Genomic DNA, 12,226 nt, shown 5'->3' with positions numbered 1-12,226 from the left:
TTGCGTCACAACATGATCCTGGATGCCCTCTCTTCATACCCAGACATCGACCCCTGACATCGGAACTACTCGTCTAGCCGAGTTGCAGCACACCAACCGGAACATGGACTTCTACTGGTACCCGCGCAGCGACCAGACTCAGATCCGGGTGATGAACCGTGCCGACGAAACTCCCAACGAGCGGCCTTGGCACGCGCCGGGCGAGCCCGGCTCCGGGCCATGGGGCGAGCCACGGGACGTGCGGGTGGGTCCCACCCACCGCACCATTCCCCGGCACCGGGAGTTGCGTTTCGAGGAGATCGAGTACATGCTGCCGTCGGAGGCGTTCCCCGCGTGCTTCGCGGAGGTGCGCCGACGGATTAATGAACGGCACCGGCGAGTGGCCGGCTGGCGGGTTCTCGTGCGCAGTATCGCCGCTGATGACATCTGGCTCAGCAACGCGTACGGCCGCCCGACCACCACCATCGCCTGCCTGCAGAACACCTCACTGCCATACGAGGAGTACTTCCGGGACATGGAGGCGGTGTTCCGCCAGTACGGCGGCCGACCGCACTGGGGCAAGAAGCACTGGCTGACCGCGTCCGACCTGCGCCCGCTCTACCCACGGTGGGACGACTTCCAGGCGGTCCGACGCCGACTCGACCCGGACGGCGTGTTCCGCACCCCCGATCTGGCCCGCCTGCTCGAGGAGGCGTAATGCCCGAGATCGGCGCGCGAACCTGGGTAGTGCCCGGCGGGCACGTCCCCTTTCCGAGCCACGGCACTGAGCCGCAGTTCACCGGCTTCGACCAGCTCTGTGTACTCAACACTACCGACGAACAGGCCGAGCTGAGCCTCGATGTCTATTACACCGACGCCGAGCCGGTCGGTCCCTACCGGATCCTGGTCGGCGCCCGCCGGATCCGACACGTGCGGGTCAACGATCTCATCGACCCGCAGGCCGTGCACCTCGACAGGCCCTACGGCTGCGTGCTGCGCTCCCCGGTGCCTGTGGTCGTGCAGTTCCTGCGCCAGGACACCCGACTGCCCGGGATCGTGGCGCTGACCGGCACCATGGCCCACCCGGCGTAAGGTTCACCGGCCGATGCGCCGGGTATTTTCTCCGCATGCGCTATGCGGCGAAGATACTGGCACCATTGGCGGGGCTCGGTGGTCGGGTCCGCGACGCGGGCCGGGACAGCTACCGCCGGCTGCAGATATACCTCATCGTGGCCTTCCAGGCCGGCCTGGCCGCGGCCCTGGCCTGGGCGATCGCCCGCGAGGTGCTGGGCAACCCGGAGCCGATCTTTGCACCGGCCGCCGCGGTCGGTGTGACCGCCGCGTCCATCGGCAACCGCACCCGCAGTACGGTCGAATTGATCGTCGGCGTGACTGTCGGCATCGCCGTCGGTGACCTACTGATCGTCGCAGTCGGCACCGGACCCTGGCAGACCGGGGTGATTGTCTTCCTGGCAGCCACCCTGGCTGCGGCGGTCCGCGGCACCGGAGCGTTGATGACCCAGGCCGGCAGCACAGCGGCGCTGGTCGCCACCCTCACCCCCACCGCGCCATACCTGGAAGTACCCCGGGCGCTCAACGCCCTCGTCGGCAGCGTGGTCGGCCTATCGGTCGTTCTGGTGCTCGCCCCACTCAATCCCCTACGCACCGTCCGCCGCGTCGCCGACCCCGCCCTGACCCTGTTCGCCCGGGAGATGACCGCCTCGGCCGAGGCACTCGCCCGGGGCGACGCCCGCGCGGCCGAGGACGTGCTCGACCGGATGCGCGCCGCCGAGCCGGAACTCAACCGGATCAGCGAGGTCGTCCGTGCCGCCGACGAGGTGGTCCGCCTCTCGCCGGTGCACTGGCGCCGCCGTCGCGCGCTCACCGCGTACCGGCACGGTGTCGAACACATGGACCGGGCATTCCGCAACAGCCGCGCCCTCGTCCGGCGCATCGGCACTACCCTGCGTAACGAGGAGCCAGTGCCGGTCACCCTGCCCGCCGCGATCGAACACTTCGGGGAGGCGGTCCGGATAATGCACCGCGAGTTCCTGGCCGCCGGCGAGCCGGTCGAGGCCCGCGAGCGCGTACTAAGGGCGGTCCGCGAGGCCGGCGAGGCCTGCCGCCATGACATGGGCTTCTCCGGCACCATCGTCGTATCCCAACTCCGGACCGCAGCCAACGACCTGCTCCGGGCAACCGAAGTGCCCCGCGACGAGGCTCGCCGGATGATCCGCCAAGCTGCCGCCGGCTCCTAAACTAACGATCTTTGGTTGCTAGTAGTACTTTGTCACATTTCGGCATATTTCGAGGGCTGTTGGTGTGGTGAGTCGTTAGCTCGGGACTGTAAGACGAACGGCTCTGTCTACAAACATTCGGCTCTGTCTCACATTCGGTGGTGACCGAGGGCGGTCGATGTCGTTGAGGTCATGTGTGCAAGATCGATGATCTTACGAAGATGGTGTTCTCAGGGCTGTCCCCGCTGGTGATCGATGAGGTCACGGACGAGGGCGAGCGGGTCCTGGTGCGGGCTCGGACTCCTGGAGGGACGGCGGCATGTCCGGGCTGCGAGGCGGTGACGGGCCGGGTGCATGGGTATCACCAGCGGACTCTGGCGGATGTGCCGGTCGATGCCCGGCCGGTAGTGGTGCGGGTACGCGTACGCCGTCTGGTATGCCCGACGCAGGGCTGCCGTCGCACGTTCCGCGAACAGTTTCCGGGGGTTCTGGAGCGTTACCAGCGCCGCACATCCCGGTTGATCTCCCAGGTCGCTGCGGTGGTGCCATCTGGCTGGCCGGGGCGGTGCTCGCCTGTTGTCGGTCCTGGCGATGGTCGTCATGTCCCGTCACACCGCCCCGCGGGCGCTGCTACGCGTTCCGCTGCCCGAACGGCGGGTTCCCCGCGTGCTCGGGGTCGACGACTTCGCGCTGTGCCGCCGTCAGCGATACGCCACCGTCCTGATCGACGCGGTCACCCGTGAACGCATCGATGTGCTGCCCGACCGCAAGGCCCACACGTTAGAGACGTGGCTGCGGGAGCATCCCGGTGTCGAGGTGGTGTGCCGGGACTCCTCCGGCGCCTACGCCGAAGCGGTCCGCCGCGCCCTACCCGACGCGTTGCAGGTCGCCGACCGCTGGCACCTGCGGCACAACCTCGCCGAGGCCGTCCGCAAAGGTGCGTTTACGGCGGCGCAGGTGCCGGCTCACCACGTCGCGTTGCCGCATGATCCGCTCGACCCGCTTGCGGTTGACCCGCACGCCCTGGTGGTGCAGCTCGACGGTCACCCGTGGGGAGCCGTAGGTCCCGCCGGAGTCGGCGTGAATCCTGGTGATCTGGCGACCCCGGCCCAGGCATCCCCGTAACAGGGCGGAGGTTTGTGGCAGCTCAAGGACCTCGGCAACCCGGTGCCCAATGCGCCGACTGGCGTGATCGTCGGGGCGGTTGGTTATGCCGCAGGGCTGGTCCCCGAGGAGCCGTACGTGTTTAGTGAGATTAACGCCGAGCTCCACCTGGCCTATCTCGCCGACGGTAAGTGGAACTGGCTGCCCTGCCCTGGGGTGTCTTTCAGGGACGCACGATGGCGGTGGGGCACGGGGCGTGGTGCAGGACGGCGTGGCTGGTGGAACCGAACAGCAGGCCGGTGAAGCCTCCGCGGCCGCGTGCGCCTACGACGACGAGTTGGGCGTCTGCGGCGGCGCGCAGCAGTGCGCTGGCAGGTTGGTCGGCGACGGTCACCTGTTCGACCGCGACGTCGGGATATCGCGGGGCCCGTCCGGCGAGTGATTCGGCGAGGACTCGGGGCTCTGCCGTGGGCTGCTGGTCGTCGTGGAGGAGTGCTGGGGGTTGCCAGGCGTGGACCGCCCGCAGGGGTGCGTCGCGCCATGCTGCTTCGTCGATTGCGTGGTCGATGGCGTGGCCGCTGAGAGGTGAACCATCGACGCCGACCACGACTGGGCCGGCGCGGTCGGTGTATCCCTTGACGATGTGGACGGGACAGGTGGCGTGGACGGTTGTCTGCACCGCTACGGAACCGACGAGGAGACCGGTGAATCCACCAAGGCCACGGTCGCCGATAACGATCATTTCCGCGGTGCGGGACTCGGCGGTGAGGACGGCGGCCGGAGCGCCGGTGACGACAGCCCCGCCGACGTCGACGTCGGGCGTGGCCGTCGCGACGGCCTGCATGGCCTGCTTGACGATGCGGTGGGCCTGGTTGCGCAGGCCGGCCTCCGGCGGCCCGATTGCGGGTCGGTCAAGGGGGACGTGGAACAGCGGCCAGATGAAGGCGTGCACGATTCGTAGGGGACGCTGGCGCCAGGTGGCCTCGCGGGCGGCGTAGTGCACGGCGCGCAGCGCTTCCTCGGAGCCGTCCACGCCGACGACGATCGGCGCGCGGACGTTGGTCATTCGCGTCTCCTACTCGGGTCGGCAGCCGGTTGGGCCTCATCGGTCGTGTCGGATGGCGGGGTTCGGCGGGGGGCACAGCGAAGCGCGTAGAGCAGTGCCGCACCGATGATGTACGCGACCAGGGCGATGGTGGGGATGCCGAGCGGGGCGGGCTGGGTGCGGGGCAGGAGGCTGTTGTCCAGCAGGCCGAAGGCCACCGCGGCGAGGCATGCGACGGCCAGCGTCAGGCGGGGAGCGGGCCGGGCCAGCCAGTCGGCCAGTGCGGTAGGAAGCCAGCGTCCGCGGTGGCGCGGCCGCCGGGTTGCGCGGGCTTCGATGGGTCCGAAGACAGCGACGAGGACGGCGAGTACGGCGGTGAGCATGACGAGCCAGGGCACCCGCCAGGCGAACCAGGCGGCGCTGCCGGCGGGTTGGGTGGGCAGGATGCCGATGGCGTGCAGGGCGGCGGTGAGCAGGATCGCGGCGGTGATGTGCCACAGGAACACGGTGAGGATGATCGTGTTCACCGCGACGACGGCTGTCCACGGTCGGGGGCGGCGCAGCCACCGCTCGGCAGGTCCCCGCGCGAGCAGGGCTACGGCGAGTTGGACGGTGAACAGCGCGAACAGGGCGAGGCTGGGTGGGGACATGTTGTGCAGCCGCTCGCCCGGAACGTTGATCATGCTGACGGCGTAGGGTCCGGGGACGGTGAGCAGCAGCAGCACGGCGAGGCCCCCGGCCAGAAGCATCCACAGCGTGCGGCGGCTTGTGGGGAGGCGCCCGTCGCGCCAGAAGAAGCCTATCTGGTGGATGGCGAGCCACCCGAACAGGAAGCTGCCGTTGCCCCAGTTCTCATCGCCGAACAGGCGGGTAAGGTCGCCGGCGGCGACCAGGCCGATGAGGACCATCGGCACGGCGGCCCCGTAGCGGCGGTGCAGCCTCCACATCAGCGGGGTGAGCGTGACGACGATGAGGTAGACCGACAGGAACCACAACGGGATCGCGGCGAACCACACCACCAGCCGCACCCGCGACGGATCCGGCTGCCACACGTGCGCGACGCCGGCGCCAGCGGCGAGAGTCAGCACCAGCGCGGTGGTCGGGTACACCAGTCGCGCTCCGCGGTGTACCAGCCACTCCCCGGAGTGCTGCCCTTTGCGGTAGTGGGAGGTCAGGGAGGCGGCGTTGGCGTAGCCGCCGACGAGGAAGAAGATCGGCATGACCTGCACCAGCCAGGTGATCGGGTACGCCCACCGCAGGTCGGGTAGCGCGGACCGGCCGACGATCTGCCCGTCGTCGTAGCCGACGACGGTGACCAGCCAGTGGCCGAGGACCACGGCGACGATGGCGATCGCGCGCAGCAGGTCGATGAATCGTTCCCGGGACGGCGGCGTCCGCCGTGCCAGCCGGTGCAGCCCGGCGAGGAGCCCCACCGTCAGGTGAGGGCTGGACCGGCGGAGATGCCCGCCGAGTCGCGGCTGGACGTGCCGTGTGGCGAGTGGTCGTGCTCGCCTGACAGAGCGAGCCGTCGCGCCTCGCTGTCGGCGTGCGATGCGCGGCGCCTGTGAATCCGCACGGCGGTCGCGGCTACCGCTGCGGCGATCGCCACGGGCAGAAGGAAAGTGGCACGGTGATGAGTGGGCCGTTTAGCTGGCCGTTGCCAGAGGTGCATCGGAGTCCTTTCGAGGTGATCAGTGGCCGCGGTAGAGGGCGTCGATGTCGGCGGCGTAGCGGCCGGCGACAGCATCACGTCTGATCTTGAGGGTGGGGGTGAGTTCCCCGTCGGCTTCGGTGAGGTCCCGGGGCAGGATGCGGAAGGTCTTGACCTGCTCCGCGCGGGAAACCGACCTGTTGGCGCGGTCGATCGCCGTCTGGATTTCGGTGCGTAGTTGCGGCATGTCCCGTAGTTCCGCCACGGACGCGCTGGGATAGCCGTGGGCAGCACGCCAGCGCTGCCAGGCCTGCTCGTCGATGGTGACCAGCGCGGCGACGTAGGGCCGGCCGTCGCCGACGAGCATGCACTGGCTGATCAGCGGGTGGGCGCGGACAGCCGCTTCGATCGGTGCGGGGGCGAGGTTCTTGCCCGCCGCGGTGACGATGATCTCCTTCTTGCGGCCCGTGATGCTAAGGAATCCGTCCGGGTCAAGGCTGCCGATGTCTCCGGTCCGCAGCCACCCGTCGGGGGTGAACACGTCCCGATTCGCGTCCGCGTTGTTCCAGTACCCGGGGAACACCACGTCGCCGTAGGCCTGGATCTCGCCGTCCTCAGCGATCCGGATCGTGACGCCGGGCAGCGGCCGGCCGACCGTGCCGAGCCGCTGCGCCTCTAGCTGGTTCGCCGTCAGCGCCGGCGACGTTTCAGTCAGGCCGTAGCCCTCCAGAACGGTGATCCCCGCGCCGCGGAAGAAGTGCCCCAACCTTTCGCCCATGGCCGCTCCGCCGACGATCGCCATCCGGCACCGCCCGCCCAGCGCCGCCCTCAGCTTCCGGTACGCCACCAGGTCACACACGCTACGGAGCAGCCGTAGCAACGGGCCAGGCCCGCTGGGAGAGTCGAGAGCGCGGCTGTAGCGCACCGCCACCCGGTCGGCGGCGGTGAACAACCAGCCACGGTGCGCGTCATCGGCCTTCTGCCGCGCGGTGTTGTACATCTTCTCGAATACCCGAGGCACCGCGAGGATGAACGTCGGCCGGTGCCGGCGCAGCTGATCCAGCACCGCGGTGATGTCGGCGCTGTGCACCATGGTCGCCCGCGTCTGCACCATTCCCACCTGGATCAGCCGGGCGAACACATGGGCAAGGGGCAAGAACAGCACCGTCGACGCTCCGGGGTGCATCAGCTGCGGCAACACACCGACCGCGCTGGTGACGTCGCAGTAGATATTGCGGTGCGTCAGCACACACCCTTTCGGCCGGCCGGTCGTGCCGCTGGTGTAGACGATCGTGGCGATGTCCGCGCCGCTCACGCGCTTGCGGCGGTCGTTTGCCTGGGCGTCGTCGACCGCGCGGCCCTGCCCGGCCAGCGCGATCAGGTCACCGGCGTCGATCTGCCACACCTCACGCAGTGACGGCAGCTTAGCCCGCGCCGCCGTGACCACCTCGGCGTGGGAGGCCGTCTCCGCGACGCAGCCCACCGCGCCCGAGTCCGACAGGATCCACTCAGCCTGTTCGGGGCTGGCGGTGTCGTAGATCGGCACCGTCACCGCACCGATCGTCCACAGCGCGTAGTCGACAAGCGTCCACTCATACCGCGTGCCGCTGATCAACGCGACTCGGTCACCGTGGTTGACGCCAGCGGCGAGGAACCCGCGCGCCAGGGCGAGAACGTCGTCGCGGAACTGCGCGCAGGTCACCGCTAGGTCGCCGCCGCGCTGCGAGCGGGGCACGGGCCACGCCCGCGACACCGGGGCCGGGCGAACGAACTGCACCGCCTGCGGCGCCTCGTCGGCGTTGATCCACACCCGCTCGGCCAGACCCGGCGTGGCCGGCCCCACCTCGGCCGGAGCGACAGTCACGTCCTGCATCCGTACCTCCAACGACAGTAGCTCCAACGCCGGCGCCTGGCGTGGCGACCGCCGTCATCTCATGGTGTTCCCTCAACCAAGCGCGTGTCTTCGAAACCGCGACAGGCACCCGTATCGAGGAGTTGGTCATGGCAGCGGCCGGGTCACCAGTCGCTGGCCGACGAGCCCTGTTCGCGATCTCCGCGGGCTGAACGCCCCACCGCCCACCGCGAGACCGAGCGAGCCGTCGACACGTGACGCCACGCGCGCTGTCCGCTCCTCCACACCCGGCGCCGCGGGTAGGCTCGCGGCGGTCAGGCAGTGTCGGGCGCTTCGACTGTGGCCCATCGCCAACCGGTGACGTGCGGTGGATCCTCGCCGTAGCGGCGGGTGTGGTCGCGACACTGCTGACGGGCGTCGACCATGGCCTGACGTAGGTGGGCCGCGGTGGCGCCGAGCCCGGGCACCCGGTCGATGACGTCGATGACCAGATGGAAACGATCAAGACCGTTGAGCATGACCATGTCGAACGGCGTGGTGGTGGTGCCCTCTTCCTTGTAGCCGCGCACATGGATGTTGTGGTGGTTGGCGCGCCGGTAGGTGAGGCGGTGGATGAGCGTCGGATAGCCGTGGTAAGCGAAGATTACAGGCCTGCTCCGGGTGAAGATCGTGTCGAACTGGCTGTCCGGCAGGCCGTTCGGGTGTTCGCGCTGCGGCTGCAGCCGCATCAGGTCGACCACGTTGACGACCCGGACCTTCAGCTGCGGTAGATGCTGACGAAGCAGGTCGGCTGCGGCGAGCGTCTCCAGGGTCGGCACGTCGCCGGCGCAGGCGAGCACGACGTCCGGCTCGCTGCCGTGGTCGCTGCTGGCCCAGCCCCAGATGCCCACGCCGCGTCGGCAGTGCAGGATAGCCTGCTCCATCGACAACCAGTTCGGGGCATGGTTCTTCCCGGCGATCACGACGTTGATGCGGTTGCCGCCCCGCAAACAGCAGTCCATCGTATAGAGCAGCGTGTTGGCGTCCGGCGGTAGGTAGACCCGGACGATCTCGGCTTTCTTGTTGACCACGTGGTCGATGAACCCAGGGTCCTGGTGAGAGAAGCCGTTGTGGTCCTGGCGCCAGACGTGCGAGGAGAGCAGGTAGTTCAACGAGGCCACCGGACGCCTCCAGGGGATGCCCCGGCTCACCTTCAGCCACTTGGCGTGCTGGTTGACCATCGAGTCCACGATGTGGATGAACGCCTCGTAGCTGGTGAACAGGCCGTGCCGGCCGGTGAGCAGGTAGCCTTCCAGCCACCCCTGGCACAGGTGCTCGGAGAGCACCTCCATGACCCTCCCGTCGGGAGACAGGCCCTCGTCGGTCGGCTCGGTGGCGGCGACGAACGCCCGGCCGGTGACCTCCAACGCGGCGCCGAGCCGGTTCGAGGCGACCTCGTCCGGGCCGAACAGGCGGAATCGGTCGGGATTGGCCAGGATGACATCGCGCAGCCAGCCGCCCAGCACCCGGGTGGCCTCGGCCGTCGAGCCGCCCGGCGTGTGCACCGGCACCGCGTAGTCACGGAAGTCCGGCAGGGCCAGGTCGCGTAGCAACAGTCCGCCGTTGGCATGCGGGTTCGCGCTCATCCGCCGCTGTCCGCGCGGCGGCGCGGCGAGCGACTCCGTCGGCGCACCGACCGCGTCGAACAGCTCCTCAGGGCCGTAGCTGCGCAGCCACGCCTCCAGCGCCGCGAGTTGCTGCGGGTCGTCCCGGCCCCGGGACAGCGGCACCTGGTGCGCCCGAGACGTGCCCTCGACCTGCTGTCCGTCGACCACGCCCGGTCCGGTCCACCCCTTGGGGGTGCGCAGCACGATCATCGGCCAGCGTGGGCGGCGGATGTCGCCTGCGGTGCGGGCGCGGTGCTGGATGGCGGCGATCTCCTCCACCGCGTCCTCCAGCGCGGCGGCGAGCTTCTGGTGCACGGTCTCCGGCTCGTCGCCGTCCACCAGGTGCGGCTCGTGGCCGAAGCCGCGCATCAGCGACACGAGATCGTCCTGCGGGATCCGGGCGTAGATCGTCGGATTGGCGATCTTGTAGCCGTTCAGATGCAGGATCGGCAGCACCGCACCGTCACGCGCCGGATTGAGAAACACATTGGACAACCAACTCGCCGCCAGCGGGCCGGTCTCGGCCTCCCCGTCGCCGACCACGCAGGCGACGATCAGGTCAGGATTGTCCAGCGCGGCGCCGTAGGCGTGCATGAGCGAGTAACCCAGCTCACCGCCCTCGTGGATGGAGCCGGGCACCTCCGGCGCCACGTGGCTCGGAATGCCACCGGGAAAGGAGAACTGGCGAAACAGCCGCGCCATCCCCGCCTCGTCGCGGGTCACCGACGCGTACAGCTCGCTGTAGGTGCCCTCCAACCAGGTGTTCGCAACGATGGCCGGACCGCCGTGCCCAGGGCCTGTCACGAATATCACGTTCAGGTCACGGGTGGTGATCAGCCGGTTGAGGTGCGCGTAAACCAGGTTGAGCCCCGGGCTGGTGCCCCAGTGGCCGAGCAACCTCGGCTTGACGTGCTCGGGCCGCAGCGGTTCGCGCAGTAGCGGGTTGTCCAGCAGGTAGATCTGACCGACCGTGAGGTAGTTGGCCGCCCGCCAGTACGCGTCGACCCGCCGCAACTCGCTACTGTCCAGCGGATATCGCAGGCTGGCCTTGGTGTCCATGGCTCACAGCCTCCCCCAAGAACAGCGCCCGCGCGCACGAATCCGGAAAAGGCAGCCACCGGAAGCAGGAGCCACAACGGCTACGAACACGGTCTCACCCGTGGCCACAGGGCCTGCGGATTGACCGGCACCGACGGGCGATCAGCACCGAGGACCCGGTCCGCCGGGGTCGTGCGGACCGCCACCCCGGCGTGGAAATCCCGGGCAGCCTCGCCGAACGCGTCCCGGGCGGCGCCATGAACGGGCGCGCCGGTTACCGCACGCTGCTCGGGAATCCACCACGAGCCCGACGCCAGGCAGGTCCCCGCGCCGACCGGCTCACCGTCGGTTGCCCTGGCCCCGCCGCACGGCCACGATGACCGGCACCAGAACGGCGGCGACGATCCCGCCGACGAAGCCGTTGTGGTAGAGGTTGAGGCCCGCGTGTACGTACCCCACGCTCAGTACAGCCGAGGAGTGCAGGAACCCCGCTACGACACCCCACCGCCATCCGAAGTGGCCAGCGATGGGTGCCAACGTGGTCGCCAGCAGCACCGCGAGTTGAACTGACGGATCGTCGGCGTGCCACGGTTTCGCCAACGCACCCACGAACACCCCGACCATGACCGGGATGATGTTGCGCGGATGCTTTCCGAACGCCGCGAATCCGACGACAGTGAACATCGCCCCGATCACTGGCCCGTTCAGGTCACCGCCGACGCCGAGGATGTACACCATAGCGACGACGCCGCAGGCGCCCATGTTGACGAACGTCGGCCCAGCTCCGAACAGCGCGACGAAATCGGCCGGTGTCCGCCCCGACGTACGTATCAGCTCGCGCATTTCCGACGGGATGTCCCGGTCAAGAAGAAACCCGATCGCCACCATCGAGGCGAACACGGCGGTCAAGAACGCGGCAACCGGGAAGGCAACCCCGTTTGTCCACACCACGACCGGTTCTCGCACGAGACCATACGACCTGAGCAGCGCCACAACCAAAGTTCCGATAAGGCCGGCGGCAAACCCTACGTTGTAGAGGTTAAATCCCATGTGGGTTTTGAAGAGATGGGCGGCCGAGGGCGGCAGGATGAACCCGACAAGCAAGCTCACGGCAGCGCTCAGCGGCAATCTGACCGCCAGCGGCATGAGCGGGTTGAGCAGAATATCCGAGAAGATGGGAGCGAGGGCGGCGCCTAAGAAGGCGGTGTTGACGTGCCGCGCGAACGGCTCTCGCGCGAACCGGGCGTAGAGGAACACGCCCAGCACGGTGGGCCAGATGTTCAGCAGATTCTTCCCGAACAGACCGAACCCGAGAAGCAGAAACAGGGACGCGATCGAAACCCCGGTCATCTCGACGCGCAGTTTGAGGTAGACAACTGCGGAGCACAAGGTCAGCATCCCGGCGTTGACGAACGCGGGGCCGACGCCGGCGACGCCGAAGTAGTCCGTGAGAAGCGCGTTTCTTGTCGCGAGAATCTCGGCGAGACCCCGCACGGTGCGGGCCGGAGTGTCGGCGAGCAAGCCGAACACAAGGAACGCTACGGCGTACAAGGAGACGATGAGCAACGTCACCCTGTTCGATCCCCGCACCTGCTGCCACGGCCCCGGCGTTGTTCCGGCTTGAGGTGTTCTGTCCAGGTTGAGGACCGGACAGAGCTGAAGTTGTGGGACGAG

9 protein-coding genes and 1 pseudogene are annotated in these 12,226 nt (G+C 68.7%); 4 read left to right on the top strand and 6 right to left on the bottom strand.

Going from position 1 to position 12,226, the window contains the following annotated elements; translation table 11 throughout:
* Positions 1-103: 103 nt before the first annotated feature.
* The 4 genes and pseudogenes from AC1WTP_RS33495 to AC1WTP_RS33480 all read left to right on the top strand — a co-directional run.
* Positions 104-697, top strand: coding sequence for a D-arabinono-1,4-lactone oxidase (locus AC1WTP_RS33495; protein ID WP_481653234.1), 594 nt, complete (start codon positions 104-106; stop codon positions 695-697).
* A complete protein-coding gene (locus AC1WTP_RS33490; RefSeq protein ID WP_481653233.1) occupies positions 697-1,071 on the top strand; it encodes a sensory rhodopsin transducer in 375 nt (124 codons plus the stop codon). The genes AC1WTP_RS33495 and AC1WTP_RS33490 overlap by 1 nt, the downstream gene beginning before the upstream one ends.
* Positions 1,072-1,106: 35 nt before the next feature.
* Positions 1,107-2,237 carry an FUSC family protein gene (locus AC1WTP_RS33485; RefSeq protein WP_481653232.1) on the top strand — a complete coding sequence of 377 codons (1,131 nt, stop codon included), beginning with the start codon at positions 1,107-1,109 and terminating at the stop codon, positions 2,235-2,237.
* Between the two features lie 200 nt (positions 2,238-2,437).
* Positions 2,438-3,152: pseudogene (locus AC1WTP_RS33480) on the top strand (ISL3 family transposase); the annotation flags it as partial.
* On the opposite strand, the gene AC1WTP_RS33475 reads toward AC1WTP_RS33480, so the two are convergent.
* From AC1WTP_RS33475 to AC1WTP_RS33450, 6 genes are all read right to left on the bottom strand, one after another.
* Positions 3,084-3,263: an IS3 family transposase gene (locus tag AC1WTP_RS33475; RefSeq protein ID WP_481653235.1), complete on the bottom strand. Its 180-nt coding sequence runs from the start codon at positions 3,261-3,263 to the stop codon at positions 3,084-3,086. The pseudogene AC1WTP_RS33480 and the gene AC1WTP_RS33475 sit on opposite strands and share 69 nt — an antisense overlap.
* Positions 3,264-3,543: 280 nt before the next feature.
* Positions 3,544-4,386 (bottom strand): universal stress protein, encoded by an 843-nt coding sequence (locus AC1WTP_RS33470; protein WP_481653231.1) that lies wholly within the window; start codon positions 4,384-4,386, stop codon positions 3,544-3,546.
* Positions 4,383-5,798, bottom strand: coding sequence for an acyltransferase family protein (locus AC1WTP_RS33465; RefSeq protein WP_481653230.1), 1,416 nt, complete (start codon positions 5,796-5,798; stop codon positions 4,383-4,385). Before AC1WTP_RS33465 ends, AC1WTP_RS33470 begins: the two co-directional genes overlap by 4 nt.
* Before the next feature lie 258 nt (positions 5,799-6,056).
* Complete coding sequence (locus AC1WTP_RS33460) at positions 6,057-7,889, bottom strand: AMP-dependent synthetase/ligase (protein ID WP_481653229.1); 1,833 nt, start codon at positions 7,887-7,889, stop codon at positions 6,057-6,059.
* Positions 7,890-8,182: 293 nt separating this feature from the next.
* The gene (locus AC1WTP_RS33455) at positions 8,183-10,573 is read right to left on the bottom strand and encodes a phosphoketolase family protein (protein ID WP_481653228.1); all 2,391 of its coding nucleotides are present in this window, start codon (positions 10,571-10,573) and stop codon (positions 8,183-8,185) included.
* A gap of 318 nt (positions 10,574-10,891) precedes the next feature.
* Positions 10,892-12,226: DUF1576 domain-containing protein (locus tag AC1WTP_RS33450; RefSeq protein ID WP_481653227.1), on the bottom strand; the 1,335-nt coding region annotated here is incomplete at its 5' end.

Source organism: Micromonospora sp. R311 (genome assembly GCF_056780015.1).
The sequence above is the reverse complement of the archived record's forward strand: the minus strand, read 5'-3'. Positions and strand labels throughout refer to the sequence as shown.